Below are 26,080 nucleotides of genomic sequence, written 5' to 3'. Positions count from 1 at the left end.
TGCTGGACGCGTTGAACGGGAGATTGCTGCCGCCGAGCGAACTCGGCGGCAGCAGACGTGACCGTACTACTCATGGTCAGTTACCCCAGCAGATCTTGGCGCCCTCGTCGGAGGAGATGCTGTCGACTCCGTCCACCTTCTTGTCGGTAACCAGCGCGACGCCGGTGTTGTAGAAGTCGAGGCCGGGCGAGGTGCTGGGCTTCTCACCACCGCGGGCAATCTTGGCGATGGCCTCCATGCCGAGGGTCGCCATCTTGAGCGGATACTGCTGGGCGGTCGCGCCGATGACGCCGCTCTTGACGCTCCCGACGCCGGCGCATCCACCATCCACGGAGACGATGATGGCCGTCTTGCCAGCGGCCTTCAGGCTGGCGTTCGCCCCGACGGCCGTCGGCTCGTTGATCGTGTACACGAGATTGATGTTGGGGTTCTTGGCGAGGCACCTCTCCATAGCGGACCGTCCACCATCCTCGGCGCCCTGCCCGGCCTCGTTGCAGACGATGGTGTACGTGCCACCCTTGCCACCCGTGTACTTGCCGCTCTTCGCTTCGTCGCCGTTCTTCTTCGGGTCGGCGACGTCGATGCCCACCCCCTCCAGGAAGCCCTGGTCGCGGTTGTAGTCCACCGACACGATCTTGTCGTTGAACAGGTCGAGCAGGGCGATGACCGCCGGCTTGCCGTCGAGTTGCGCGGCTGCCCACTGCCCGCCCAGCTTGCCGGCCTGACGATTGTCGGTGGCGAACGTGATGTCGACGGTGTCCGCCGGGTCCGGTGGGGTGTCCAGCGCGATGACGTACAGGCCCGCCTCCCGAGCCTTCGTCATGGCCGCGTTCACGCCATTGCTCATCGGGGTGATGAGGATGCCCTTGTCGCCGCGGGCGATGGCGTCTTCGATCGCGGTGATCTGGCCCTGGTCGTCACCCTCCTCCTTGCCCGAGGAGACGGTCAGCTTCACGTTGTTCTTCGTGGCGTCCTCCTTGGCGCCTTTCTGCATGGCGACGAAGAACGGGTTGGTGGAGTCCTTGGTGATGAGGCTGACGCCGATGGGCGCCTCGCCGCCCGCGCCCGGGCTGGCGGATTCGCCACGATTGCAGGCTGCGACGGTCACGGCGGTCGAGACCGCCGCGATGATGGCGATTGCCCGCCGGTAGGACGAGTTGGTGAAAGTCACGCGAGTCATGGTGGGGTCGCTCCCTCTCTCCGGCGGCCAGCAGGTCGCCGACTTGCCCCGGCGGCTGGCCCGGCCCGGGGCCGCCCTGGTTGCGCGACCAGCGGTGAAGGAGGAGGCCGGCTCCACTGCTGGACTGGTCACTACTGCCAGGCTGACCGTAGCTGCCAGGTGGCGAGCTGGTCCAGTGACGCCCGCCAATGAAGATCGCCTGGATCCCCTGTCACGGTTCTGGTTCAGACCGCGGTGTAGCCACCGTCGGCCACGAGGATCGAGCCGGTGATGAAGGAGGCCGCGTCGCTGGCGAGGAAGACGACGCTGGGGGCGATCTCCTCGGGGAGTGCGAAGCGTTGCTGTGGGCAGTCCTCGACCCAGTAGCGCTGGAACTCCGGCCGGTCGACGGGAGCCATATCGGTTTTGACGTATCCCGGTGCGACCGCGTTGACGCGGATGCCGTAGGGCGCCCATTCGACAGCGAGTGACTTGGTGAGGTGGTGGACGGCGGCTTTCGACGCGTTGTAGGCGGGCTGCCATTGTGGACGGTTGACGATGATGCCCGACATGCTGCCGATGTTGATGATCGAGCCCGAGCGGCGATCGCGCATGCCGGCGCCCACGGCGAGGGAGGTCTTCCAGAGCGCGCGTACGTTGAGGTCGAACACCTCGGCCCACTGCTGGTCGGTCACGTCGAAGGCGTCGGCGTGGTAGCAGACGCCGGCATTGTTGACGAGGATGTCGATGCGGCCGTCGAAGGCGCTCATCGCCTGGTCCGTCATGGCGGAGATCTGGCTGTCGTCGGTGATGTCGGCGGTGATGGCGACAAGGTCGAAGCCGGCTTTCCTCGCTTCGGCCGCGGCGGAGAGGTTCGCTTCTTCCCGCCGGCCGGAGATGGCCACCCGCGCGCCGGCTTGTGCCAGTCCGAGGGCGAACGCCTTGCCGAGTCCTTGGTTGCCGCCGGTGACGAGGGCGGTCTTGCCGTCGAGACTGAACAGGGGTGTCATGCGTGGAATCTTCCTCTGGCACCGGTCGAGCCGGGCCCCTCCACGGTGCTCTGTCCCGTCACCCGTTGCGGGCGAAGGCTCCCGTGTTCGCGAACGCCAGCCTTCCGAAACGCTTGGCCATGCGACGGTGCGCGGCAGCGTCCGGATGCAGCCGATCGGGGAGCGGCAGCTCCGCGAAGTCCGCCTCGCCGTAGAGCTCGAGCCCGTCCAGGTAGTGCAGGTGGGGATCACGAACGGCGCGCTCGGCCACGATCCGGGCGAGCTCGGCACGGATCGTTCGCAGCGTCAGCTTTCCGGCGGCCCGGTCGGCGGGGTCGCCGGTCGCGACGAACGTGACCTGGCCCTCGCGCAGGGCCTCGAGATCGAAGGCGCCGGGCCCGGGAGTGTCCTCGTGGATCGGGCAGTAGATCGGCGAGACCACGAGCAGCGGCGTAGCCGGGTGCCCGTCCCGGATCGTGTCGAGGAAGCCGTGCACGGCCGGGGTGAACGCCCGCATTCTCATCAGGTCGGTGTTCACCAGGTTGATGCCGATCTTGACGCTGATCAGGTCGGCGGCCGTGTCGCGCATGGTGCGGGCGGTGAAGGGGTCGAGCAGCGCACTGCCGCCCAGGCCCAGGTTGAGCAGTTCCACACCGCCTTGCGCCGCCGCCAGCGCCGGCCAGGTGGTGGACGGGCTCGCGGCGTTCGAGCCGTGGCTGATCGAGCTGCCGTGGTGCAGCCATACCGGGCGGTCAGCTGCCGTGACCGGGGTGACCGGGGCATCGGTGCGCAGAGCCACCAGGTCGGTGATCTCGTTGTACGGCAACCAGATCTCGACGTTCTTCTCGGTGCCCGGCAGGCCGGTGTACGACACCGTGCCGGCCGGTCCGATTTGGTGTTCGGCCTTCCCGGTGCTCACGTCGATGGTCACGACGTTGCCGCCGGGCACGCTGCTCTGCCCGGCCAGGCTGCCGTCGACGAGCAGGTCGTACCGGCCGGGCGGCTGGGCCGGCAGCCCGGTGTAGACCCGCCGGGTGGCCACGGCGTCGAGCTCGATCGCGGTCGCGGCGGTCCGGAAGCAGATCCGTACGCCCGACGCCTGGGCCTCGACCAGGTGCAGTTGCGGGTCGGGGCTCTGCGCGCGGGCCCAGCCTGGCAGGCGGTGCGGCCGCAGGCCGTGCGCGGTGCGTTCCCACTCGGCGGCGCCGCGCAGGAACTCGGCGGTTATCGGTGTGTTGATCATGACGCCACCTCGGGGGACGCGGCGGGCCAGTCGCGCAGCAGGGCGTCGAGGGCGTCCATGATCCGTTCCCAGGATTCCTGCGGGTCGGGCTCGCTGTGGTCGAAGCCGCCGGCCAGCTCGAGGCTGATGTAGCCGTGGAAGGTGCTGCCGATCAGCCGGACGGCGTGGACCTGGTCGGCCCCCGCCAGGCGGTAGTCGAGCAGGATCGCCCGCATCAGCTGCGCGTGCCGCGGTCCGGCGCTGCTGGCGGCGGTCTCCGGGTCCAGGCGCAGCCGGGCCGCCGCGTACCGGCCGGGATGCTCGCGGGCGTAGTCGCGGTAGACGGTGCCGAGAGCGATCAGGGCGTCCCGTCCGGCCCGGCCGGCCAGCGCCACGGCGCTGCGATCGGCCAGCTCCGCCAGGGCGTACAGCGTGATCCGGGTCTTGAGGTCGCGCGAGTTCCGGACATGCGAGTACAGACTCGGCACCTTGACGTCGAACCGCCGAGCGAGTGCGGAGACGGTGACGCCCTCGAAGCCGACCTCGTCGGCCAGTTCGGCGCCCGCCAGCACCAGACGCTCCGGCGTCACACCCGCTCGAGCCACGCTCACCACCCCACTTCCTAAGGCAACTATGCAGCAGCCTAAGGGGCTTAGGCAAATGGCCGGCGCGCGAATGTTCACGCGGCTGACCTTTGAAGATCACCTTCGGGGACCGGCACGGGTCGAGGGCGGTGGAGAGGATGAGCCGCCGCCGACGCCGACAGAAGGTCCCCGCATGAACGTGATCGCGCTGTCCGCCACCTCTGCGTCGGACCGGCTCCAGGACCTGATCCAGACGCCGGGCGTTCCGGCGGTTGCCTTCGTGCTGGCCTTCCTCGCCGGCGCGTGGCACGCCGTCACGCCCGGTCACGGCAAGACGCTGGCCGCCGCCTATCTGGCCGGATCCAAGGGACGCATCCGGGACGCCGCGTGGCTCGGCGGCTCCGTCGCGGTCATGCACACCATCTCGGTGCTGGTCATCGGTGTCGCGTGGACGTTCCTGTCGCTGTCCAAGGTCGTGCGGATGGAGCAGCTCACGACCTGGCTCCAGATCGCGGCCGGGGTGCTGGTGGTCGCCACCGGCATCTGGATGTTGCGCCGGCATCTGCGTGGCCACACCCACGATCACGGCCACACGCACGACCATGACCACGACCACGGGCACACCCACACCCACTCGCACGACCACCACCACCCCGAGCCGTCCAAGCGGCCCGGGCTGCTGCTGCTCGGCATCTCCGGCGGCCTCACCCCGTCACCGGCCGCGTTCCTGGTCCTGGCGACCGGACTGTTCCTCGGCCGCGGTGCCTTCGCCCTGCTGCTGGTCGTCACGTTCGGCATCGGGATGGCCGTCGTGCTGTTCGGAGTGGGCGTCCTGGCCGTCGCCGGCAGCTCCGTGCTCAGCCGCAGCGCGCGGTCGATCAGCACCCTGAAGCTAGCGAGCCGGGTCACGCCGATCCTGGCTGCCGGCGCGGTCACCATCTTCGGCGCGGGGTTGGTCACGGTCGCGGCCGTGCACCTGACGACCGTTACCTGACCGGGGTCGATCGAGGCTGAGGATCAGGCTGTAGTCCCGGAAGCCCAACGCGCGCCAGAACGCGAGGCCACGCTCGTTGTGCACGAGAGCGTCGAGCTTGACCGGCTTGTCACCCCACCCGTCGACCAGCGCGGCGAAGCCGACCCGGCCGAGGCCCTCGCGGCGGTGGTCGCGGCTGACGAAGAACTGCCGCACGTAGATGCCGTCCTCGTCGTCACGCCAGACGGCGTACGCGACCGGCAGCCCGTCGCGTTCGATGAGCGCCACGGCGTACTGGTCGCCGGAGACCCAACGCCGCATGCGCGCTTCGAGGTCGGCGTCGGTTGCCGTGCTGTGGTGGCGCTGGTCTTCGATGAGGTGCCTGTTCATCGCCGCGAGCAGACGGGCGTCGGCCGGCGCGGCCGGGCGGACGACAAGCGCGGAGCGGCACGCCGGCCGATCGGGTCGTTCCACGCCGTCAACTATCCGCTTGTTGCCAAAACTTTGCAACAACCACAATGCTGCAGCAGCACCTATGCGGTGCGGACCGCGCAGAGGGCGGCTACCTCGTCCGGGTCGGTTTCGAAATGGTTATAGCCCGGTGGGACGCCGGCCCCCGCGTAGGACACCTCGCCGGCTCGGGTCGAGCCCGTGGGGCGGCGGGGTGCCGCGTGCAGGTCCTCGACGCCGGTCGCCGCGAGGACCAGCGCCGCGTTGGCCGCCCGCACTCCGCCGCACGCCATCACGATGACGCTCGTCCGGGTGGCCAGGTCCTTGATCAGGGGCGCGCCGTCGAGGGCGGACCGGCGCCGGCCCGAGGTCAGCACCCGCGTGAAACCCAGGTCTGCCAACCGGTTTAGGGCCTGACGGGAGTCGGCGCTGACGTCGATGGCCCGGTGGAAGGTCGTCTCCAGGCCCTCGGCCGCGTCGACGAACCTGGCACAGTCGTCCGCGACCGTGCCGTCGCCGGCCAGCGCGCCGACGACCACGCCCGCCGCGCCCAGCCGCCGGGCGAGCGCGATGTCCCGGACGACGAGGTCCACCTCGTCGCGCGAGTAGTGGAAGTCGCCCGGTCGCGGCCGCACCAGGACGTGCACCTCGGCCAGCCCGGCGGCGGCCTCGATGAGCGCCGCGCTCGGGGTCAGGCCGCCGTCGGACAGGCCGGCGCACAGCTCGACGCGCGCGGCCCCGGCCCGGGCGGCGACCCGGACGCCGTCGAGCGACTCGACACTGATCTCTACACGCATGGAGGCCGCTAATACCGCTGCGCGTACCAGGTCGGTGGTTCGCCGAACATGCTCTTGAAGTCGCGGATGAAGTGGCCCTGGTCGGCATAGCCGAGGTCCGCCGCCAGCCCGGCCCAGTCGATCGCGCCGCCGTCGGCCATGCGCGCGGTCACCTCGTGCAGCCGGTAGCGCCGGATCACCCACTTCGGCCCGATGCCGACGTACTCCGCGAACAGCCGTTGCAGCCCCCGCACGCTCAGCCCGAGCTCGCCGGCGAGGCGTTCGACCCTCGTCACAGCATTGTCGCGCGCGATCAGCTCGACCGCGCCCGCCGCGAGGCGCACTGACGGGTCGTCGTCCGGCAGGTGGCGCAGCAGGAACGCCTCCACGGTCGCCACGTCGAGGGTCGTGGGCAGGTCCGGGCCGAACACCTCGGCGGCCGGGACGACGCGGTCGGTGATCGTCGAGACGGAGGCACCGAGGAACGGGCGGAAGCCGCCGGGCCGGAACGCGACACCGAAGACGTGGTCGCGGCCTTCCAAGACCTTGATCTGGTAGCCACTGCACACGCCGTTGACGTTCGCGCGGCCGGCGCCGAACGACACGTGCACGTTCGGGTACGGCACGATCTTCTGCCGGTACGGCTCGGCGTAGTCCCAGCGCGCCTCCCAGTACCGCTCGACCCACGGCGCGAGGGCCGGCGACGGGGCATGGAACGCGTGGCGCTGGTACCTGGTCCACGCGCTCCGCAGCTCACGAACGTCCCGCCCCACAGGGCAGAGTTTGGCATGGCCGGGCTCGGCGTCACGGAACGTCGTCGACGTCGGTCGGTCCGCTGTGCAGTAGAGCACCGCCGCCCGTGATGAGTTGGGCGCCTGCCACCTCGGTCAGCACGAGCTTGCCGGGGGCCGGTCGCGTGGTCAGCAGGCCGGCGCGTCGGGCCCAGCCCAGGAAGGCGTCCCGCTCGGCCCGTTGGTCGTCGAAACCGCCGCGGATGATGGTGTGCAGGCGACCGCCGCTCAGCCCTCCGTCGATCACGAGCGTCGCACCGCGGCGGACGATGCGCTCGCCGGCTGGCGCCGGACCGATGTGCTCCCGGCTGTGCCAGGCGACTTTGACCAGTAGCTCGGAGAATCCGGTGTACCACCCCTGGGCGAAAGCCGACGTGCTGGACAGCGTGCGCCGAAGGACCGTGAAGTCAGCGCCCTGGGGGATCCCGATCACCTCGCGGCGCCGGTCGACGAACGTGTGCGCGTAGGCGTCGTCCTCGACGAGCCGGCGCATCTCGTCGGCGCTGTACGGCGCCTCGCCGTGATCGACGGCGGTGCGTTCCCTGAACCTGAACCATTCGTAGGGCGCCTCGTCCAGGCCGTCACCCAGGTCGCCGGGACGGCCGACGATTCCTCGGCGAACCGCCTCCGCGACGAAGAAGTCGACCTCCGCACCGTACGGGTCCTCCATGAAGCCACCGGCGTTGCCGTCCTCGATCCACGCCGCGTGGACCAGGCACCGCAGGTAGTCGGCGAACGAGACCTCGGCGGGCGGCAGCAGGTCCAGTGCACGGAGAATCAGCCGCTGCAGCCGGCGCGAGGTCTGCGCCAGCATGAACCCCGAGTTGGAGAAGCCGAAGGCCGTTGCCCGCTCGTCCTGCATGCGCGCCATGCCGGCGTAGAGGAGACCCGACAGCACCTCGCTGAGCCGGTGCACGTCGACATCGGTCGTGTCGCCGGACGGACGCTCCAGCACATGGTCGTTCCACAGGTTCCGCAACGCCGCCTGGTGGCCGTTGCCGGCCAACGCCTGACCGAACTGCGGCGCGATCGCGCTGAACGCGGTGGAGTCGCCGATCAGGCCGCGGGTCCGCTCCAGCACCGTCGTCGTCAACGTCCCGCTGCGGAACGAGGTCAACACCGCGCACAGATCGGCCACCGCCTCGTGGATCGCGAGGGTCTGCGGCGTCATGGCGTCGTAGAGGAACGGCGCTATCCCGTCGATGATCGCGTGTGCGCACTCGTGGGCGACGATGTCCCGGGCGAGCGCGGTGTAGATCGTCTGAGTGCTGTCGACCGGGTGCGCGAAGTAGAAGAACCGCAGCTCCTGCGCCTCGCGGTCGTACAGCGCGTTGGGTCGGGGCCCGGCCCTCGGCAGAATGCGCAGGGGACGGCTCGGATCCCGCCACGTCAGCGCCCGTCCCAGCGCCCCGTCCGGATCGATGGTCCGCATGGTCTTGGCCACGGCGGCGAACACCGCCACCTGGATGAACTCCGGCGAGTACAGCTCGTACGGCTTCTCGAGCCGGAACCGGCCCATCCGGCGCCGCCCGGCCGGCGGTTCGAAGACGGCCGGTGGCGTGATCCGCCCCGTGCGCAGGTCGAGGTCGACGACGGTGATCCGCGGCGTCGACGGTCCGTCCGTGATCCAGGAGTCCTCCGGGACGATGAGGTGCATTCCCTCGACGGTCTTCGGTACGCCGTACACGCTGGCGGTCAGCGGGTCCTGGACCATCAACGGCAGATGCACCTTCATGACAACGCCAGACCGAGCTGCAGTACGTCGGCGATGCCCTCCTCGCAGGTGCGGACGGAGTGCGACCCGTCCGGCCCGACGACGATCACCACTCCGCGTGGCAGATCCGTCTCCTTGCGGATGGTCGGCGGCTGCGATCGGAGGTCGACGGTGCAGCCGTTGCGCAGGCGGCAGGCCACATAGCTGATCAGCCTGGCCAGGCCCGCCACTCCGCCCACCGCGACGACGGCGATGCCCACGATCATTTCCGGCGCCAGCGCCGCGCCACCGGGCCGCCGCACCACGGCACCGGCGAACTCCGCCGGGACGCCGGCCAGCATGGCCCGCTCCTCGTCGTCCAGCGCGGTGTCGCTCGACCACTCGACCGTCAGCGCCACCGGACCGCCGAACCGATCCTCCACGAACTGGCTCACCGGGGCCTCCTCGCTCCTTCCTGGAGTGTGGCCCCTACGGCGACCCGTCCGAAACCGGAAATCCGTCAGCGGGTTTGCGGTGCATGCGGTAGTGGAGCACCAGGAACGGCAGGCCGAAGACGCTGAAGGCATGCTCCGCCACCAGATCGCCGGCCGGGTTGACGTAGACGTCGAGCCGCTCCGCGAAACCGTGCACGCTCAACGCTGTCAACCGTCGGGTTTCCGCGTCGACGTAGGTCAGGTAGTGGCCGGGCTGGTCGCCCCGGCCGCGGCTGGTCAACGTCAGCCCGCCGTCGGCGCGGGGCCGGGGCTCCAGCGTCGCCGTGAAACTGGCCTGGGGCAACGGGAAGCCGACACTCACGTACCCCCTGCCCTCGTGTCGATAGGTCGTGTAGATGCCGACGTAGATCGGCTCGTCGGTGTCCGCGAACGACCGGATCCACCCCCGGACCTGGACCGTCCCGTCCTCGGGGCGCGTGATCGTGTCGATCCGGCTGAGGATCCCGCGTTGGGTCTCGCGCTGGTTCATCGGCACGTTGGCCTGGCCGAGCGGCCGCGCCACCAGCGTGCGGTAGAGCAGGTAGCCGGGACGCACCCACAGCCGCCACTCCGGCACGATGTCGAGGGTGAACCGGGTCGTGTGCTCGTAGAACTCCCGTACCCGCGGATCCACCTCGCCCGGCGCGAACGCCGGGCCGGCCAGGTCGTCCAGGCTGGCGACGATGCCGATGTCGGGCGTCGCGGGGTGGTAGTCGCCGCCGAGGACCGTCGCCAACTCGCGCACGTAGCCGGTGCCGACGTAGCGGGTGCGAGCCTCCAGCGGCACGACGAACGGCAGGTCCGCCGGATCGACGTCCTCGGCGAGCAGGCTCACCTGGGCGTCCCGGAAGACCAGAGCCGACGCGGCGCGGAAGACGACCACCGTGACGGCGGCGACCACCGCGACCGGCACGCCGCCCCAGATCGCACCCAGCGCCCAGCCGACGCCGGCGCCGAGCAGCGGGCCGAGCACGACCTTGTGCGGACGGATTCCCAGCAGTCCGACGAGCGCCCCGGCGAGCACGCCGACGACGATCGGGCCGAGCCCGGTCAGCCGTCCCACCAGCCAACCGAGCGGTGCGACCAGCGCGGCGCTCACGACGATGCGGGACCACAGCGCCGGTACCTCGTCGGGCTTCTGCAGGGTCCGGGCGACCACGTCGACGGCCGCGAGCGCCACGGCGCCGACCACCGTGCCGATGACGATCGCGGTGGTGCCCCAACCGGCCGTCAGGGCCGCGCCGCCGAGGGCGCCGATCGCGCCGGCGAACACGGCCGAGCCGCGCCGGTCCGGGCCTTTGCGCACACCCTCGTTTTCCATGCCCAAGGTCTACCCCATGCGCCAGTTCGGGCGCCTGCGGCACCCGCGCGGCATGGCATCGCGTCGATACGATGACGCGCGCTGGCGTCTACGGGGGCGCCGCACGGGGGAGGAACACGCATGAAACGCTTCAGGGCGCTGATACCGCTCATGGTCGTCGCCGTCACCGCCACTCTGGTAGCGGCCGGCTCTCCGGCCTCGGCCGCCGAGTCGTCCTACGTGCCGCTGACGAGCTGGGCCTATCTGGACTCGCGCAATCCCAACGGGAAGGTCGTCGACGCGGCGGTGCCGCCGCCGGTCGGCACGTCCCGCGACAGCGCCGGCCGCACGCACACCTACCGCTCCTACTTCACCTACGACCTGACCAAGCTGAAGGGCACGGTCGTCCACAGCTCGTTCCTGGCGACCAACGAGCTGACGGTCACCGACTGCTCCGTCACCACGACCATCGAGGTGTGGCGCACGGGCCCGGTCAGGGACAACACGAGCTGGCGGCGCCCGCCGGCCGAGCTCGAGAAGCTCCTGAGCACCGACCGGGGGGCTGGCGCGATCTACTGCCCGGGCTACCTGGGCTTCGACCTGGTGAGCACGCTCAACGCCGCCCTGGGCCGGCACGAGAAGAGCCTCACCCTGGAGTTCCGGGTGACCGCCGCGCAGGAGGCCGACGCCCGGACGGGTCGCACCTTCGAGCAGCCCGTTATCGGCGTGTTCGCCAACCATCCGCCCACGGTGACGAACCTCCGCCTCTATCCGGACCGCCCCTGCGGCACGCTGGCCAAGCCGTTGCCGGCCTCGCGCAACGCGGTGTTCACGGCCACCGCCCAGGACGCGGACGAGGGCGACCGCCCGACCGTCCTGCACGCGATCTGGCCGGTGGGCCACCCCGACCAGCGGCGCGAGTTCTACGCCTACAACAGCCCCGACCTGACCCAGTACGCGCACGGCACGGTCCTCGCCTGGCAGGCGCAGGCCCGCGACTCGTACGACGCGGGTCCGTGGAGCGCGACCTGCTATCTCGTGCTCGACCACCACGCCCCGGCGAACCCGCCGAAGGTGTCGTCGCGGACCTATCCCGAGGGCGACACCCCGGGCGGTGGCAACGGCATCGAGGGCACGTTCCGCTTCGACGGCGACGGCGACCGAGACGTGGTCGCCTTCAACTGGCGCGACGACATCGGGCACTCCGGGCAGGTCGCGGCCAAGCGGCCGGGTGGCTCGGCGATCCTGAAGTACACCCCGAATCGGTTCTACAGCAACCTCTACGTCGCGTCCGTCGACGCGGCGGGCAACCGCGGGCCCGAGAAGAACTACCAGTTCCGGGTTGACCAGACGGCGCCGTACGCCGAGGTGGCCGTCAACGGCGTCGGCCTGCCGAGCCTGATCAGCTTCACCGCGGCGAAGCCCGAGACCACCGCGTTCGGCTACCAGCTCGCCGGCGCCGCGGAGGTCCGCCTCCCGGCCGACGAGGGCAAGGCGACCGGTGAGATCACCTTTACCGCCTCGGGCGACGTCGCGGTGACCGTCCGGGCCTACGCCAAGAGCAAGCTGATCGGGCAGGAGACCCTGCAGCTCTGGGTCACCGACGCTCCCGGCGTCGAGTCGGCGGAGTTCAACCTGGACACCGACGCGATCGCGGGCAAGCAGGGCACGTTCCGGTTCACGCCGCACAACAGCGACGTCGTCTCCTACGAATACTTCCTCGACGACGAGTGGCAGACCATTCCGGCGGCGGCTGACGACACCGCCGTGCTGACGTGGACGGCGACGCCCGGCTGGCACTCGATGATCGTGCGGTCCGTGGGATCCGACGGCTCCCGGTCGCTGGACGCGAACCACATGTTCAACGTCATCGACACCCGTCCGACCGCGTACGCCAGCGATCTGGCCATCTGGCCGCGCCGGGACGGGGTCGGCGTTCCGTTGGGCATCCAGTTCGGCAGCCAGTTGCCCAACCTGACCGGTTTCGTCTACCGGTTCGAGGGCGGCGCCGAGCAGACCGTGCCCAGCGACGGCACCACGTACTCCAACATCACGGTCACCCCGACGCACTCCGGTGACAACACGGTGGTGGTCCAGGCGCTGCTGTCCGACGGCACGCGCTCGCCGGCCACCACGTACACGTTCGGCATCTGGAACGGTCCGGTGGTCACGTACGCGCCCGAGGGCAGTCCGACCGTCGGCCGGCCGCTGACGCTCACCTTCCGGCCGGGGCTGCCGAACGTCGCCTCGTACCGCTACACGGTGCCCGGCGCCGAGGAGCAGACGATCCCGGCCGGTGCCGACGGCACCGCGACGGTCACGTGGACGCCGGCCTCGTGGGGCGGCGAAGACGTGCGGGTCGCCAGCGTGGGTGCGGACGGCACCGAGTCGGACCAGCGGATCGCGCAGTTCATCGTGCGCGACAACAAGGTCAGCGTCTACAGCCCGTACGACTGGTCGCGGGTCGGGATCGGCTGGACCGGATACTTCTACTTCTCCACGCAGCTGTTCGGCGAGGTCACCGAGTATCTCTACCGGGTCAACGACGGCCCGGAGCAGACGCTGCCGGCCAGCACCGAGGGCACGTCGACGCTGGTGGCGGTGCCGTTCGACCGCAACGGCACCAACACGCTGCAGGTCCGGAGCCGCACGGCGGGCGGCGAGCTCTCGCCGGTGACGGACTACGAGTTCACGGTCGGCACCGCGCCCTACGTCGTGAGCGCCGAGTATCCGAACAACACCTGGGGCGGCGGCGCCGGTGTCACCGGCACCTTCGAGTTCAGCGGCGGCATGCCCGGCATCGTGTCCTTCTCGTGGCAGATCGACGACGGCCCGGCGACGTCCGTGCCGGCCGACAGCGACGGGAGGGCGTCGATCACCTGGACGCCGGCGCAGGACTTCGAGACGCACGTGCTGTCGGTGACCGGCCACAAGGCGGACGGCACCGCCACCGATCCCACCCGCTACAACATCTACGTCTTCAACGGCACCTGACGACCGCCGGGGGCCCCTTGGCGTTCTGGACGCCAGGGGGCCCCAACCTTTCCGGCTGATGCTCGTCTTGGCTATTAGGTGACCCCGATGGTCGCTTCGAGAGAAGGCGGACGTGGACGCTCCTGACTTCACAGCGTTCGTCCGGGCCCGGACGCCGGCGCTGCTGCGGTCGGCATATCTGCTCACCGGCGATCAGCACCTGGCCGAGGATCTCGTCCAGAGCGCCCTGGGGCGCGAGGCGGCGGATTCACCGGGCGACTGACGATCGCGGTACGGAACGCTGGCACCGTCGACGTGGCCCTGCTGGAGCTTCTGCTCGTCCTGCCGAGCCAGGTCCGGCCGGCGGGCGACGACTGGGGTGGCTGCGCCGTCCGCCCGAGCCCCGATCAGACATTGCTGGTGTGTGCCGTCGCCGGACCGGAGGCGAGGTCGGACACCTCGGTGACGTTCACCTTCGCCGCCGCGGGCAAGCCCGTGCCGGTCGACGATCCGGTCAACCTCGGCAACCACTACGTGACGATCTCGCAGGTGCCGCCGTTCGACGGGCAGGTCACCATCACCGGTCCGGAGGCCATCATCCCGATCACCGTGCCTTAGTCGCAGCCCATCGGCGGGTCGACCCGGGGCCACGCCTCGACCTGTCGAGGCCCCTGCCTGACCAGGTACGCCACCCGGTGCCGATCGCTGTCGGCGAGCCAGAGCTCCGTGTCGTCGCGCCGGTAGCCGGTGGAGCGCGCGTCGGACGGGAGCGTCGCGGCGCTCTGGAAGGCGTCGCGCAGGTCGGCCCGATCGAGCACGCCCTCGGGATCGCGAACGTACTGGGCGACCTTCGACTGGCCGGTCGGAGCCGAGTAGACAGGAAACGACAGCCGCAGGAACCGGGCCGCCTCCCAGTCGCATTGGCGGTCGCCATTGTGGGAGGAGATCACGTCGCTGCTCACGGCAGCGCCGTCGCGGGTCCACTGCTCGGCCGGCGAGTAGGGGGTCTCCTGCCGCGTACAACCCGACAGCAGCAGCAGGAAGAGGATCACGAGCCTCGGGGAGACACGACTCATGCCTCGGACCCTAGTCGCGGACCAGGTACCAGGCGGCCGTCGCTCCCGGCAGGGTTCCGTCGGCCGCCGGCACGCCGCTCGACAGGAGCGGCGACGCCGACGTGGGCACCACGGCCGGGGTGTCGCCGACGTTGACCACGCACAGGAAGTCGGTGCCGCGGCGGAAGGCGAGCACGTCCGCCGGTGCGGGCAGCCAGGTCAGGTCGCCCGACGCCAGGGCCGGGATGCTCCGGCGGTGCGCCAGGGCGGAGCGGTAGAGGCTCAGCATGGACCCGGGGTCGGCGGTCTGCCGCGCAACGGTCAGGGCCTCCCAGGCCCGCGGCTGCGGAAGCCAGCTCGCCGGCCCCGGGCCGAAACCCAGCGACTCCGACGCGCCCGACCACGGCAGCGGCACCCGGCAGCCGTCCCGCCCGGGTTCGGCGCCGGCGGTGCGGGTGAAGACCGGGTCCCGGCGCACGCCGTCGGGCAGGTCCTCGACCTCCGGCAGGCCCAGCTCCTCGCCCTGGTAGAGGTAGGCGCTGCCGGGAAGCGCGAGCATGAGCAGGGCGGCGGCGCCGGCGCGCCGGAGGCCAAGGGCGCCGCCGCCGTATCGGGTGACGTGGCGGACCACGTCATGGTTGGACAGCACCCAGGTCGGCGGGGCGCCCACCTGGTCGAGGGCCCGCATGCTGTCGTCGACCGCCGTTCGCAGCGCCGCCGCGTCGAACGGGGCCGTCAGGAAGGCGAAGTTGAACGCCGTGTGCAGCTCGTCGGGGCGCAGGTAGAGCGCGAGCCGCTCGACGCTCTGCACCCAGATCTCGCCGACGAAGACCCGGTCGCCCGGGTACGCGTCGACGATCCGGCGCCAGCCGCGGTAGACGTCGTGCACCTCGTCGAGGTCCCAATGTGGATGGACCGCCTCGGACTCGCTCACGTCCGGCATCGCCGGGTCCTTCGCCAGGCCGTGCGCGACGTCGATCCGGAAGCCGTCGACACCGCGGTCGAGCCAGAACCGCAGGATGTCGTGGAACTCCTCCCGCACCTCGGGCGCCGTCCAGTCGAGGTCGGGCTGCTCGGGCGCGAACAGGTGCAGGTACCACTGGCCGTCCGGCACGCGCGTCCAGGCGCGACCGCCGAAGTTGCTCGTCCAGTTGTTGGGTGGCCCGGCGCCGTGCCCGTCGCGGAACAGGTAGCGGGCGCGCGCCGGGTCGCCGGGCGCCGCCGCGAGCGCCGCCCGGAACCACGGGTGCTGCGACGACGTGTGGTTCGGCACGAGGTCGACGACGATCCGCAGGCCGAGCGCGTGCGCGTCGCGGATCAGCGCGTCCGCGTCGGCCAGCGTCCCGAACCGGGGGTCGACGTCGCGGTAGTCGGCCACGTCGTAGCCGTTGTCGGCCTGCGGCGACGGATAGAACGGGTTGAGCCACACCGCGTCGACGCCGAGCTCGCGCAGGTACGGCAGGCGGGACCGGACGCCCTCGAGGTCACCGATCCCGTCGCCGTCGGAGTCGGCGAAGCTCCACACGTAGACCTGGTAGATCACCGCATGGCGCCACCAAGGGGTCACCGTGCGGCCGCATCCGGCGCGTCTATCCGGTCCCGGAAGTCGTCCTGCTCCAGCCGCGCGAGGTCGGCCGCGGCGGCCTCGTCGCGCGTGAGGTTCTCACCGGTGCGCGGGTCGAACAGGTGCATCCGGCTCGTGTCGGCCCAGAACTCGCCCTCGTGGTTCTCGCGGAGCCGGCTCATCGCGTCGATCTTCACGATGAGCTGGCTGCGCAGGGCCTCGCTGTCGAGCTCGGCGGCCAGGTCGGCGAGCTGCTTGGCGACCTCCGCGTTGGCCTCGAACGGGATGTACGCGTACTGCGAGTCGCCCAGCCACTCGGTGACGTCGACCCGCGCCCGGAACACCTCGCCCTTCGCGCGCTTGGCGGGGTCGAGCAGGCGGGCGTCCTCGAAGTGGTCCGGCCGCATGCCGGCGATCAGCAGCTGCCCGTCGGCGACCTTGCCGGTCACGCCGGCCGGCAGGTCGAGCTCCAGGAACGGCAGTTGCAACCGTGAACCGGCGACGACGGCGGGCAGGAAGTTCATCGGCGGCGAGCCGATGAACCCGGCCACGAACATGTTGACCGGCTGCTCGTAGAGCTCGCGCGGGGAGGCGACCTGCTGGAGGAAGCCCCGGCGCAGCACGGCGACCCGGTCGCCGAGGGTCATCGCCTCCGTCTGGTCGTGCGTCACGTACACCGTGGTGGTGCCGAGCCTGCGCTGCATCCGGGAGATCTCGGTGCGCATCTGCCCGCGCAGCTTCGCGTCCAGGTTGGACAGTGGCTCGTCGAACAGGAACGCGTCGACGTGCCGGACGATCGCGCGGCCCATCGCCACCCGCTGACGCTGGCCGCCGGAGAGGTTGGCCGGCTTGCGGTCGAGGTGCTCGTTGAGCTCGAGCATCGCGGCCGCCTCCTTCACCCGGCGCTGGACCTCGTCCTCCGCGATGCGCTTCTGCAGCCGCAGGGGGAACGCGATGTTCTCGAACACGGTCAGGTGCGGATAGAGCGCGTAGTTCTGGAACACCATCGACAGGTTCCGGTCGCGCGGCGCCTTCTCGTTGACCCGGTTGCCGCCGATCACCATGTCGCCCGAGGTGATGTCCTCCAGGCCGACGATCATGCGGAGCAGGGTCGACTTGCCGCAGCCGGAGGGCCCGACCAGGATCATGAACTCGCCGTCCGCGATGTCGAGGCTGACGTCGTTGACCGCCTTGAAGCCGTCGCCGTACTCCTTGACGATGTTGCGCATCTCGATGGCTGCCATGCCGAGTTCCTTTCAGCCCTTGACGGCGCCGTTGGTGAGACCGGCGACGATCTTCCGTTGGAACAGCAGCACGAGCACGACCACCGGGATGGTGACGACCACGGCGGCGGCCGCGATGGGCGCGGTCGGCTGCGAGAACTGCGAAGCACCCTGGAAGAAGGCGAGCGCGGCGGGTACGGGCCGGGCGGCCTCGCTGGAGGTCAGGGTGATGCCGAAGACGAAGTCGTTCCAGACGGCGAAGAAGGTCAGGATCGCCGCGGTGAACACGCCCGGTGCGGCCAGCGGCACGATGACCCGCCGGAACGCCTGCCAGGCGGTGGCGCCGTCGACCTGGGCGGCCTGCTCCATCTCCCACGGGATCTCGCGGAAGAACGCGGCCAGGACGTAGACCGACAGCGGCAACGAGTACGACAGGTAGGGGATGATCAGGCCGAGCCAGGTGTCGTAGAGCCCGATGGTGCGCCACAGGTTGAACAGCGGGGTGGCGATCGCGATGACCGGGAAGACGGTGATCGCCAATGCGACGCCGAGCACCAGCCGCTTGCCCGGGAAGTTCAACCGCGAGATGGCGTACGCGGCCAGGGTGGCCAGGACCACCGAGATCGTCGTGGCGATCAGCGACATGCCGATCGAGTTGCGCAACGCCGTGGTGAACAGGTCGGAGGCGAAGACCGTGCGGTAGTTCTCCCAGCTCCACACCGTCGGCAGGAACGACTTGTTGGTGATGTCGTCGCCCTCCTTGAACGAGAGCGAGACGATCCAGAGCACCGGGATGATGGCGTACGCGATGATGAGGATCGCGCCGACGATCCAGAACACCTGGGTCCTGCGGCTGGTCTTCACTTGCGGTCACCCCTCTGCTGCGACAGGTCGGTCCGGAAGACCCTCACGAACATCACCGCGATGAGGACGACGAGAATCGCCAGGATCACGCTGACCGCCGAGCCGAGGCCGACCATCACGCGGCTGATCGTCTGCCGGTAGGCCAGGAACGACAGGGTCTCGGTGCCCTGCGCGCCGGCCGTCATGATGAAGATGCTGTCGAAGATCCGGAACGCGTCGAGCGTGCGGAACAGCAGCGCCACCATGATGGCGGCCTTCATGTTGGGCAGGATCACCCGTTTGACGCGCTGCCAGGCCGTGGCGCCGTCGACCTTCGCCGCCTCGAGGTAGTCGTCCGGGATCTGCGCCAGGCCGGCCAGCAGCAGCAGCGACATGAACGGCGTGGTCTTCCAGATCTCGGCGACGCAGACCGTGAACAGGGCGGACCAGGTGCCGCCGAACCAGTCGTAGTCACCGAGGCCGAACAGGCCGTTGACGAAGCCGTACGTGTTGCTGAATCCATAGGCCCAGGCGTACGCGGAGACGACCGTGATGATGCCGTACGGCACGAGGATCGCGGTGCGCAGCGCCGTGCGCAGGTAGAGCGCGCGGTGCATGACCATCGCGAGCGCGAAGCCGAGCACGAGCTCGGCCGAAACGGTCACCACGGTGATCAGCGACGTGACGCCGAACTGCTTCCAGAACAGCCCGTCGGTCAGGATCGTGGCGTAGTTGCCGAGACCGACGAAGTCGCGCCCCGCCGGATCGGTCAGGCGGTAGTCGAACAGCGACAGCCAGATCGCGTTGAGGATCGGGTATCCGGTGACCGCGACCATCGCGATGAACGCCGGGCCGGCCAGCAGCCAGCCGAGGTTCCGCTCCTTCCGGGCGCGGTCGGTGACGGGGGCCCGGCGGCGCTGCGGGCGGGTTCTGGTCGGCGCGCTCGGCGGTGCGGCGGGAATGGTCGTGCTCATGGCCGCTCCTAGCTCCTAGATCAGTCTCTCGTTGGACAGGACGGCTTCCAGAAGGTCGTTCGCCGCGCGCGGCGTGGTCTCGGGGGAGAGCGAGTCCGGCGGGTGGAAGGCTGTCTGGATCGCGCCGGTCACGTCGCCGTAGTACGGGCTGACGGGTCGCGGCGTCGCCGCGTCGAGGCCGGTGCGGATCTGGTCGGCCATCGGGAACTTGTCGCGGATCTCCGGGTCGTCGAAGACCGACCCGAGAGCGGCCGGGTTGCCCGCCGAGATCATGAACTCCTTCTGGCTCTGCTCGTTGGCCAGGCACCGGATGGCCTCGACGGCGAGGTCCTGCTTGCGGCTGAACGCGCTGATCGACAGGCCGAGCCCACCGGACGGGGACGCGCTCTCGGTGCCGGCGTCCACCCGGGGATAGGCGGCCCAGCCGACGTCGTCCTTGAAGTTCGCGGGCAGCGAGCCCTCTTCGATGCCGGCGTCCATGGCGGCCCAGACGTACGGCCAGTTGACCATGAACCCGCCGTTGCCGGCCTGGAACGCGGCGCGGGAGTCCTCCTCGCCGGCCGTGCTGAAACCGGCGGGTGCCGCCGGCGAGACGGCCAGCTCGTGCATGATCCGGGCGGCCGCCGCGCCGGCTGCACTGTCGAGCCCGGCCTTGACCTCGTTGGCCGGCACGTTCTCGGAGCCCTGTTGAAGTATCGAACCGCCGGCCGACGCGACCAGCGCGTTGACCCACACCATCAGGCTCTCGTTGCGGCGTCCCTGCGCGGCCACGGTGACGCCGGCGCGGGTCGCGCCCTCGATGAGCTGGTCCCAGGTGACCGGGCCGGTGGACGGGTCGACGCCGGCCTTCTGGAGGACGGACTTGCGGTACCAGAGGAGCTGGGTGTTGCCGTAGAGCGGCGCCGAGTAGAGCGTGTCGCGGAACGTCGACTGCTTGAGCGGGCCGTCGAGCACCCCGTCGGAGAACTCCTGCCGCTCGGGGCCGGTGAACGCGCGCAGGAAGCCGGCGTTGGCGAACTCCGCCATGAACGGCGGGTCGACGCTCACGATGTCCATCGAGCGGTCCTCCGCGGCCAGCCGGCGCAGCAACTGCTCCCGGCCGCCGGCCGCGTTGTTCGGCAGCCGCTGGATGTTGAAGGTGTATGCCCCGCCGGACTCGGTCGAGCAGCGCGCGGCCACGTCTTCCTGGGCCGCGTCGGCGATGTAGTAGGTCAGCGAGGTCGCGCCGCCCTCACCCCCGCCGCATCCCGTCAGGGCCGTGGCCGCGGTGAACAGGACGAGAGCGGAGCCGGTCAACCGCCGGTGCGGTCGTTGTCTGACCACGGTGCCGTCCCTTCTATGGGTCTGGAACCGCTTGCGGATATCAGCCTCAATGTGATCTGCGTCTCATGTCAATGGTCGCTTTGCGCAGTGTTTGCGTGCTCGGAAACGCTTCCAATCCTTTGTTACGCTGAGCGCCGTGGCTTCGCCCGAGAAAGTCAACATGGCCGATGTCGCCCGGCGCGCCGGCGTCTCGATGGCCACCGCGTCACGCGCCCTGAGCAACCACCCGCACGTGGCGTCGCAGACCCGCGCGCGCGTCCTGGCCGCCGCGGAGCAGCTGTCCTATGTGATCTCTCCGGAGGCGTCCCGCCTGGCCGGCGGCGTCACGGGCCGGGTCGCGGTGGTCGTGCCGCACATCGCACGCTGGTTCTTCGCGACGCTGCTGGAGGGCCTGGAGTGGGTGCTCCGGGACGCCGGCCTCGACGTGCTGCTCTACCACGTCGGCGACGCCACGGACCGGCGGGACTTCTTCCAGCGGCTGCCGGCGCGGCGCAAGGTCGACGCCGTGGTCGTGGTCGGCATGCCGATCCGCGACGAAGAGCGCGACCGGCTGGAGCTCATGGGCGTCCACATCGTCGCGGCCGGCGGCCAGGTCGAGAACTACCCGTACGTCGCCATCGACGACCTGTCCGCCGGCCGGCAGGCCGTCGACCACCTGCTGTTCCTGCGGCACCGCCGGATCGGCATGATCGCCGCGGTCGACCCGGCGGAGCCCGGCTGGCCGGCGACCCCGGGGCGCACCCTCGCTTACACGGCGGCGCTGGCCGAGGCCGGCCTGCCCGCCGACCCCGACCTGGTGGTCACCGTCCCGTGGGGAGGCCTGAGCGGTGCCGACGCGATGTCACGGCTGCTGAGCCTGCGCGACCCGCCGACCGCCGTCTACGCCCACTCGGACGAGGTGGCCTTGGGCGCCATCCGCACGCTGCGGCGCGCCGGCCTGCGGATCCCGGAGGACATGTCGGTGATCGGCATCGACGACCACCCGATGGCCGAGCTGGCCGACCTCACCACGATCGCCCAGCCGGTGCACGACCAGGGCCGACTCGCGGGCCGCCTGCTGCTGTCGCTGCTGGCGGGAGAGCCAGGAGGCGGTGGCGTGACGGTGCCGACCCACCTGGTCGTACGAGGCTCCACCGCGCCGCCGCGGGTTTGAGCTCGCGGCGCCGCGGCCGCCTCCGCCGCCCGTCGCGCTCGCGATCCTGGCGGGCGGTCAGGCGTTCTGGACCACCTCGAACTCCAGCAGGGTCGAGCCGGAGGCGACCGGCTTGGATCGGGCGCCCGCGTGAGCCTCCTTGGCCGGGCCGTTGGCCCACGCCTGGAAGGACTCCTCGCTGTCCCACTTCGTGTAGACGAAGTAGCGGGTCTCGCCCGACACCGGGCGCAGCAGCTCGAAGCCGAGGAAGCCCGGCTGGTTCTCCACCGCGTGCAGGCGGGCGGCGAACCGGCGCTCCAGCTCAGGGCCGGCGCCCTCGGGGACCTCGATCGCGTTGATCTTCACTACTGCCATGCGTCTCACGGTAGTCGGGGCGCTTCGCCCGCGGCCTGGCGGCGCCGGAACTCCTCGAACGGCAGCCGGTCGAAGACGAACCGGTTGTGGACGATCTTTCCGGCGCGGATCGTGACGCATTCGGCCGCCGGTGCGCTCGCGGCCGGGATCGTCTCCGTGTCGTACATGATCAGGGCCGTCGTCTCGTCCCCGAAGGCGGCGATCAGCTCCGCGCGGACGAGGAACTGCTCGGCGAACGGCCGCAGGAACTGGCGGTACGCCTCGATGCCCGTGAGCCGCCCGGCCGGGGCGTCGAGCACGACGTCGTCCGCGACGTAGGCCATCGCCGCGGCCAGGTCCTTGCTGGTCCACGCGCGGTGGTGGGACAGGGCGATCTGCAATGGTGAACTGGTCATGCCCGTAACGACACCGACGACCCGGAGAACGGAACGGCTGTGACGCAGGTCACGTTCGACGAGCTGGTGGCGACGCACCGGCGCGAGCTGTTGGTGCACTGCTACCGCCTCCTGGGCTCGGTGACGGACGCCGAAGACGTGCTCCAGGAGACGTTGCTGGCGGCCTGGCGCGGCCTGGACGCGTTCGAGGGGCGCGCGTCCGTGCGGTCCTGGCTCTACCGGATCGCCACGAACCGCTGCGTCAACGCGCTCCGGGACCGCGGCCGGCGGATCCCGGCCGAGCCGCGGCCGCCGTTCGAGCCGCCCGAGCCGAGCCGGCGCGGTCAGGTGACCTGGCTGCAGCCGTATCCGGACGACCTGCTCCCGGACACCGACCCCGGTCCCGAGGCGCGCTACACCGGCCGAGAGGCGATCGGGCTCGCGTTCGTCTCGGCGTTGCAGCGGCTCACGCCGCGGCAGGCGGCGGTGTTGGTGCTGTGCGACGTGCTGGGCTATCCGCTCGCGGCGGTCGCACCGATGCTCGACACGACACCGACCGCCGTCAAAGGCCTGCTCCAGCGGGCGCGCGGCGCGATCGAGCGACACCGCGACCCGGCCGGCGAGGCGCCGCCCGGCCCAGGGTCCACACAGGAGCGCCGGCTGGTCGACCGGTTCGCCGAAGCGTTCGCCGCCGACGACATCGACACCGTCGTCAGCCTGCTCACCGACGAGGCCTGGCTGGCGATGCCGCCGGCACCGCACGAGTACCACGGCCCAGCGGCGATCGCCGCGTTCCTGCGCGCCAGCGCCGCCTGGCGGGCCGGCCAGGGGCTCCGCGTCCGACTGGATCCGGCTCGCATGAACGGGCAGCCCGCGTTCGTGTCGCGACTCGTTGGCGATGCTTACGAACGACCCGGCGGGCTGATCGTGCTCACGCCCGCCGGCGACCGCGTACACGGGATGACCTTGTTCCTGCACGACATCTGAGCCAGCCAGTTCGACTTCTGGAACGACCGGTACGAGGGGCGCCGGCTCTTCTCGGAGGTGCTCGGGACGTTCTTCCTCGTGCTCGTGGCGGTCGGCGGCGGCATGGTCAACGCCCGCTTCGGCGGCGACGCCGTGCCCGCCGCCGCCCGGGTCGTCGCGCCGGCGCTGATGGTCAGCGCCGTCATCCTGTTCATGGGTACGGTCTCCGGCGCACACCTGAACCCGGCGGTCAGCGTGGCGTTCGCACTGCGCGGCGACTTCCCGTGGAAGCGCGTCCCCGCGTACATCGCCGCGCAGTTCGTCGGTGCCGTGCTCGCCACGCTGCTGTTGTGGGCGCTGATCGGCAAGCACGGCACCGCAGGCCTCACCCTGCCCGGCCCCGGCATCTCCACGACGACGGCGATGATCTGGGAACTGGTGCTGACCACCGGGCTGGTGAGCGTCATCCTCGGCACGGCGTCCGGCGCCCAGCAGATCGGCCCGCTGGCCGCCATCGGCGTCGGCAGCTACATCGCGCTGGCCGGCCTCTGGGGAGCGCCGGTCAGCGGTGCGTCGATGAACCCGGCCCGCTCACTCGGGCCCGAACTGGTGCTCACCCACTGGACGTCCTGGTGGGCGTACGTCGTCGGGCCGGTAGCGGGCGGCGCCGTCGCGGTCGGCTTCGCCCACGTGCTGCGCGGCCGCGGCGGCGGGCGCAGCGGCATCGACGCCGCCATGGGGACGCTCGGCTCGCACGCCCGAGGTTGAGCCCCGGAGCAGCTCCTCCTCGGCGGCCTGGGTCCAGTGGATGCGGTCCAGGCGGTCACCGACCTCGGGCAGCACGCCGCGAAGCTCGGTCAGCGCGGTCAGCGGCACCGACCCGCGCAGGTTCGGAAAGATGACCACCTTGCCGCCGAACCGCCCCTCGGCGACCGCCCGCAGTGCGTCGGGCGCCGCGTCCAGCCCGCCGATCGCGGCCACCGACCGGTTCGGCTGGACCGCGCCGCTCTCGATGCGGTCGCGGGCCTGGCACAGATCAGCGACCGACGACCCGCTCGTCCCGATGGCGCGTACGCCGCGGTGCGCGACCGCCGTCAGGTCCCACGCGCAGCGCGTGCCGCGGGGGAGCCCGGCGAACAGGTTGATCACTCCGCCGTTGGCGAGGTGCTCGAACGCGGTCTCGACCGCCGTCGCGGCCGGAGCCGTCACCACGATGTCGTCGAATCCGAGGCCGCCCGTCGCGTCGTTCAGCTTCTTCGCGAACGTCTCGGCGTCGCCGCACTCGCGCTCCGACAGGAACGAGAGCACGTCCGGCGCGATCCGGCCGAACCCCCGCGCCGCCCGCCCGCTGCGGTCGGTCGCCACGATGCTCGTGGGTCGCCCGTCCCGCTGGAGCGCGCGCCGCATGTGCATCCGACCCATCGGGCCGCCGGCACCGAGGACCCAGAGGCGTCCGCCGGGGAGAAGCTCGGTGCGGATCGGCGCGTACGCCGTCGCGAGGTCGCTCTGCGCGGTGCCGAAGAGAGCCAGGCCGTCGTAGTGCAGCCGCCCCACGTCGACCCGCACCGGCCGGGGGAGCGGCGCGGCGGTCACGAGCGCGCAGGTGCCGTGCGGCAGGAGCGCTTCGAGGGCGTCCTCGATCCGCTCGGGCTCGGGGCCGAGCACGACGACATCGTCAACGGCGTCCAGCGGCGCCCCGACGACGACCTCCACACCGGCGCCGTGCGCCCAGGCGCGCACCCGTCCCGCGAAGGTCGTGTCGCGGACGTCGAGGTGCACCCGGCGCGGGTGCCAGCCGGCCGCCTCGCCGAGCTCCATCCCGGCGCCGTCACCGGTCAGCCACACGGTGCCGCCCGCGCGCCAGGTGGTGCGGTACGTGACGGCGTAGGACGCCTCCACGCAGGCCCACGGCTCCGCCAGCGCGGCCTCGGCGTAGCCGGTTCTCGACCGGACGGGCACGAGGAAGGGCAGCATCTCCGGCCCGAGCACGGCGTACTGGGCGAGGCCGCCGGGCAGGTCGAACCCGTAGCCACGGGGGACCCCGCCCAGGGTCATGTTGCCCTGGACGACGAACCGGTCGCCGGGCGCGTAGCTGTCGCGCAGCTCGGGACCGACGAACGCCACCGTGAGGCTCACCTCGTGCCCGGGGACGACCGGGAACTCGCGTACCCGCGGATGGTCGAGCCCAAGCCGCGCGATCTTGGCATCGGACACACTCAAGCCGACGGCGTCGTGCCGCACGAGCAACTCGTCGCGCCCGGGCACGGGCAGCGGCTCGCTGACCGGCCCCTCCAGATCAGCCAGTCCTGGACCGGCCAGCCGCCACACCCGGTGGTCCGTGGGCAGCCCACCAGCCACCTTGCGGTAGTCATCGAGAAGATCCCCCATGCGCGGACGGTAGTTGATCCGGACGATCGGGGCCCCGGACCTCGGAAAATTGCGTTCGAACGTGTTCCACGCTATTCGGAGAAGTCGTCCGAGAAACGTTCGTCCGAATACCTCTGGCGCCAGTCCGTCATGAACCAGCCGCCGAGCCCGTCGTCGTCGAGGGCGGCCAGATCGACCACGCTGCCGTCGGACGTGCGAAGGCTCAGCGGCAGCGCGCCCTGGTCGATTCCGCGGTTCAGGAAATGGAAGATCACCTCGTCCACGATGTCCGGGATCGCCATGCGGATCGCGTCCCGGCCGGCCGCGTCCGTCGCGTCGAACCAGCGCCTTCCGACGGCGGTACGTGGGCCGGTGGTGAGGGCGTTGTCGCAACTCTGGATCGCCTCGTCGCGAACCGCGCGCATCAGTTGCCGCGCGAACTCCTGCAGGTCGTCGGACATGCGCTGATCCTTCCCGGGA

General features: G+C 70.8%; 24 protein-coding genes and 3 pseudogenes. 7 read left to right on the top strand and 20 right to left on the bottom strand.

What is annotated here, in order from left to right:
• Positions 1-76 precede the first annotated feature (76 nt).
• The 4 genes from CHC05_RS14675 to CHC05_RS14660 all read right to left on the bottom strand — a co-directional run bounded on the left by CHC05_RS14675 (position 77) and on the right by CHC05_RS14660 (position 3,981).
• A complete protein-coding gene (locus CHC05_RS14675; RefSeq protein ID WP_245870848.1) occupies positions 77-1,297 on the bottom strand; it encodes a substrate-binding domain-containing protein in 1,221 nt (406 codons plus the stop codon).
• Between the two features lie 107 nt (positions 1,298-1,404).
• Positions 1,405-2,169, bottom strand: coding sequence for an SDR family NAD(P)-dependent oxidoreductase (locus CHC05_RS14670; protein WP_089248966.1), 765 nt, complete (start codon positions 2,167-2,169; stop codon positions 1,405-1,407).
• Positions 2,170-2,227: 58 nt separating this feature from the next.
• The gene (locus CHC05_RS14665) at positions 2,228-3,391 is read right to left on the bottom strand and encodes a GDSL-type esterase/lipase family protein (RefSeq protein WP_089248964.1); all 1,164 of its coding nucleotides are present in this window, start codon (positions 3,389-3,391) and stop codon (positions 2,228-2,230) included.
• Positions 3,388-3,981, bottom strand: coding sequence for a TetR/AcrR family transcriptional regulator (locus CHC05_RS14660; protein ID WP_245870847.1), 594 nt, complete (start codon positions 3,979-3,981; stop codon positions 3,388-3,390). Before CHC05_RS14660 ends, CHC05_RS14665 begins: the two co-directional genes overlap by 4 nt.
• A 166-nt stretch (positions 3,982-4,147) precedes the next feature.
• Here CHC05_RS14660 and CHC05_RS14655 point away from each other — a divergent pair, with 166 nt between their 5' ends.
• Positions 4,148-4,948 (top strand): HoxN/HupN/NixA family nickel/cobalt transporter, encoded by an 801-nt coding sequence (locus CHC05_RS14655; RefSeq protein WP_089248962.1) that lies wholly within the window; start codon positions 4,148-4,150, stop codon positions 4,946-4,948.
• Here CHC05_RS14655 and CHC05_RS14650 read toward each other — a convergent pair.
• From CHC05_RS14650 to CHC05_RS14625, 6 genes are read right to left on the bottom strand one after another with little or no spacing between them, the layout of a single operon-like run.
• Positions 4,847-5,401 (bottom strand): GNAT family N-acetyltransferase, encoded by a 555-nt coding sequence (locus CHC05_RS14650; RefSeq protein WP_089248960.1) that lies wholly within the window; start codon positions 5,399-5,401, stop codon positions 4,847-4,849. The two genes, CHC05_RS14655 and CHC05_RS14650, sit on opposite strands and share 102 nt — an antisense overlap.
• Positions 5,402-5,460: 59 nt before the next feature.
• Entirely contained in the window at positions 5,461-6,174 is a 714-nt protein-coding gene (locus CHC05_RS14645; protein WP_089248958.1) for a copper homeostasis protein CutC, read from the bottom strand.
• Positions 6,175-6,182: 8 nt separating this feature from the next.
• Complete coding sequence (locus tag CHC05_RS14640; RefSeq protein ID WP_179266189.1) at positions 6,183-6,926, bottom strand: helix-turn-helix domain-containing protein; 744 nt, start codon at positions 6,924-6,926, stop codon at positions 6,183-6,185.
• 31 nt (positions 6,927-6,957) lie between these two features.
• On the bottom strand, positions 6,958-8,679 hold the full coding sequence (locus CHC05_RS14635) for a gluzincin family metallopeptidase (RefSeq protein WP_089248956.1): 1,722 nt from the start codon (positions 8,677-8,679) through the stop codon (positions 6,958-6,960).
• The gene (locus tag CHC05_RS14630; protein ID WP_089248954.1) at positions 8,676-9,092 is read right to left on the bottom strand and encodes a hypothetical protein; all 417 of its coding nucleotides are present in this window, start codon (positions 9,090-9,092) and stop codon (positions 8,676-8,678) included. The genes CHC05_RS14635 and CHC05_RS14630 overlap by 4 nt, the downstream gene beginning before the upstream one ends.
• A gap of 34 nt (positions 9,093-9,126) precedes the next feature.
• The gene (locus tag CHC05_RS14625) at positions 9,127-10,452 is read right to left on the bottom strand and encodes a hypothetical protein (RefSeq protein ID WP_089248952.1); all 1,326 of its coding nucleotides are present in this window, start codon (positions 10,450-10,452) and stop codon (positions 9,127-9,129) included.
• Between the two features lie 120 nt (positions 10,453-10,572).
• Here CHC05_RS14625 and CHC05_RS14620 point away from each other — a divergent pair, with 120 nt between their 5' ends.
• The 3 genes and pseudogenes from CHC05_RS14620 (at position 10,573) to CHC05_RS14610 (ending at position 14,022) form a co-directional block, all read left to right on the top strand.
• The gene (locus tag CHC05_RS14620) at positions 10,573-13,425 is read left to right on the top strand and encodes a hypothetical protein (protein ID WP_089248950.1); all 2,853 of its coding nucleotides are present in this window, start codon (positions 10,573-10,575) and stop codon (positions 13,423-13,425) included.
• 112 nt (positions 13,426-13,537) lie between these two features.
• A pseudogene (locus CHC05_RS14615) lies at positions 13,538-13,660 on the top strand (SigE family RNA polymerase sigma factor); the annotation flags it as partial.
• 59 nt (positions 13,661-13,719) lie between these two features.
• On the top strand, positions 13,720-14,022 hold the full coding sequence (locus CHC05_RS14610) for a hypothetical protein (RefSeq protein ID WP_089248948.1): 303 nt from the start codon (positions 13,720-13,722) through the stop codon (positions 14,020-14,022).
• Here the strand turns inward: CHC05_RS14610 and CHC05_RS14605 are convergent.
• The 6 genes from CHC05_RS14605 to CHC05_RS14580 are packed head-to-tail and all read right to left on the bottom strand — an operon-like array spanning position 14,019 to position 20,386.
• Positions 14,019-14,480 (bottom strand): hypothetical protein, encoded by a 462-nt coding sequence (locus tag CHC05_RS14605; protein WP_144022595.1) that lies wholly within the window; start codon positions 14,478-14,480, stop codon positions 14,019-14,021. The two genes, CHC05_RS14610 and CHC05_RS14605, sit on opposite strands and share 4 nt — an antisense overlap.
• Positions 14,481-14,490: 10 nt before the next feature.
• Complete coding sequence (locus tag CHC05_RS14600) at positions 14,491-16,026, bottom strand: glycoside hydrolase family 13 protein (RefSeq protein ID WP_089248944.1); 1,536 nt, start codon at positions 16,024-16,026, stop codon at positions 14,491-14,493.
• Positions 16,023-17,267 carry an ABC transporter ATP-binding protein gene (locus tag CHC05_RS14595; RefSeq protein ID WP_089248942.1) on the bottom strand — a complete coding sequence of 415 codons (1,245 nt, stop codon included), beginning with the start codon at positions 17,265-17,267 and terminating at the stop codon, positions 16,023-16,025. Before CHC05_RS14595 ends, CHC05_RS14600 begins: the two co-directional genes overlap by 4 nt.
• 12 nt (positions 17,268-17,279) lie before the next feature.
• Complete coding sequence (locus CHC05_RS14590; protein WP_089248940.1) at positions 17,280-18,110, bottom strand: carbohydrate ABC transporter permease; 831 nt, start codon at positions 18,108-18,110, stop codon at positions 17,280-17,282.
• Entirely contained in the window at positions 18,107-19,063 is a 957-nt protein-coding gene (locus CHC05_RS14585) for a carbohydrate ABC transporter permease (protein ID WP_089248938.1), read from the bottom strand. Before CHC05_RS14585 ends, CHC05_RS14590 begins: the two co-directional genes overlap by 4 nt.
• 15 nt (positions 19,064-19,078) lie before the next feature.
• Positions 19,079-20,386 carry an extracellular solute-binding protein gene (locus CHC05_RS14580; RefSeq protein WP_179266188.1) on the bottom strand — a complete coding sequence of 436 codons (1,308 nt, stop codon included), beginning with the start codon at positions 20,384-20,386 and terminating at the stop codon, positions 19,079-19,081.
• Between the two features lie 136 nt (positions 20,387-20,522).
• Between CHC05_RS14580 and CHC05_RS14575 the strand changes: the two genes are divergently transcribed.
• Positions 20,523-21,539, top strand: coding sequence for a LacI family DNA-binding transcriptional regulator (locus CHC05_RS14575; RefSeq protein WP_089248934.1), 1,017 nt, complete (start codon positions 20,523-20,525; stop codon positions 21,537-21,539).
• Positions 21,540-21,596: 57 nt separating this feature from the next.
• Here the strand turns inward: CHC05_RS14575 and CHC05_RS14570 are convergent, their stop codons facing one another.
• The gene (locus CHC05_RS14570) at positions 21,597-21,893 is read right to left on the bottom strand and encodes an antibiotic biosynthesis monooxygenase family protein (RefSeq protein ID WP_089248932.1); all 297 of its coding nucleotides are present in this window, start codon (positions 21,891-21,893) and stop codon (positions 21,597-21,599) included.
• Between the two features lie 5 nt (positions 21,894-21,898).
• Positions 21,899-22,288: a nuclear transport factor 2 family protein gene (locus tag CHC05_RS14565; protein ID WP_089248930.1), complete on the bottom strand. Its 390-nt coding sequence runs from the start codon at positions 22,286-22,288 to the stop codon at positions 21,899-21,901.
• 33 nt (positions 22,289-22,321) lie between these two features.
• On the opposite strand from CHC05_RS14565, the pseudogene CHC05_RS14560 reads away from it, so the two are divergent.
• Both CHC05_RS14560 and CHC05_RS42470 read left to right on the top strand, forming a co-directional pair.
• A pseudogene (locus tag CHC05_RS14560) lies at positions 22,322-23,254 on the top strand (RNA polymerase subunit sigma-70); the annotation flags it as partial.
• Positions 23,255-23,311: 57 nt separating this feature from the next.
• Complete coding sequence (locus tag CHC05_RS42470) at positions 23,312-24,001, top strand: MIP/aquaporin family protein (protein ID WP_089248926.1); 690 nt, start codon at positions 23,312-23,314, stop codon at positions 23,999-24,001.
• Between the two features lie 141 nt (positions 24,002-24,142).
• Here the strand turns inward: CHC05_RS42470 and CHC05_RS14550 are convergent.
• Positions 24,143-25,621, bottom strand: a pseudogene (locus CHC05_RS14550) (alcohol dehydrogenase catalytic domain-containing protein); the annotation flags it as partial.
• A 71-nt stretch (positions 25,622-25,692) separates the two neighbouring features.
• Positions 25,693-26,061, bottom strand: a complete 369-nt coding sequence (locus CHC05_RS41455; protein WP_089248922.1) for a hypothetical protein — start codon at positions 26,059-26,061, stop codon at positions 25,693-25,695.
• Positions 26,062-26,080 lie beyond the last annotated feature (19 nt).

The sequence above is a fragment of the Asanoa hainanensis genome, from assembly GCF_900188485.1.
In the GTDB taxonomy this organism is placed as follows: Bacteria; Actinomycetota; Actinomycetes; order Mycobacteriales; family Micromonosporaceae; genus Asanoa; species Asanoa hainanensis.
Note: the sequence above shows the minus strand (reverse complement) of the source record. Positions and strands in the feature narration are given on the sequence as shown.

Coding starts and splice junctions, on each gene's coding strand:
- CHC05_RS14670 (WP_089248966.1), bottom strand. CDS start 2,169: ATGACACCCCTGTTCAGTCTCGACGGCAAGACCGCCCTCGTCACCGGC.
- CHC05_RS14665 (WP_089248964.1), bottom strand. CDS start 3,391: ATGATCAACACACCGATAACCGCCGAGTTCCTGCGCGGCGCCGCCGAG.
- CHC05_RS14655 (WP_089248962.1), top strand. CDS start 4,148: ATGAACGTGATCGCGCTGTCCGCCACCTCTGCGTCGGACCGGCTCCAG.
- CHC05_RS14645 (WP_089248958.1), bottom strand. CDS start 6,174: ATGCGTGTAGAGATCAGTGTCGAGTCGCTCGACGGCGTCCGGGTCGCC.
- CHC05_RS14635 (WP_089248956.1), bottom strand. CDS start 8,679: ATGAAGGTGCATCTGCCGTTGATGGTCCAGGACCCGCTGACCGCCAGC.
- CHC05_RS14625 (WP_089248952.1), bottom strand. CDS start 10,452: ATGGAAAACGAGGGTGTGCGCAAAGGCCCGGACCGGCGCGGCTCGGCC.
- CHC05_RS14620 (WP_089248950.1), top strand. CDS start 10,573: ATGAAACGCTTCAGGGCGCTGATACCGCTCATGGTCGTCGCCGTCACC.
- CHC05_RS14605 (WP_144022595.1), bottom strand. CDS start 14,480: ATGAGTCGTGTCTCCCCGAGGCTCGTGATCCTCTTCCTGCTGCTGCTG.
- CHC05_RS14595 (WP_089248942.1), bottom strand. CDS start 17,267: ATGGCAGCCATCGAGATGCGCAACATCGTCAAGGAGTACGGCGACGGC.
- CHC05_RS14585 (WP_089248938.1), bottom strand. CDS start 19,063: ATGAGCACGACCATTCCCGCCGCACCGCCGAGCGCGCCGACCAGAACC.
- CHC05_RS14570 (WP_089248932.1), bottom strand. CDS start 21,893: ATGGCAGTAGTGAAGATCAACGCGATCGAGGTCCCCGAGGGCGCCGGC.
- CHC05_RS14565 (WP_089248930.1), bottom strand. CDS start 22,288: ATGACCAGTTCACCATTGCAGATCGCCCTGTCCCACCACCGCGCGTGG.
- CHC05_RS41455 (WP_089248922.1), bottom strand. CDS start 26,061: ATGTCCGACGACCTGCAGGAGTTCGCGCGGCAACTGATGCGCGCGGTT.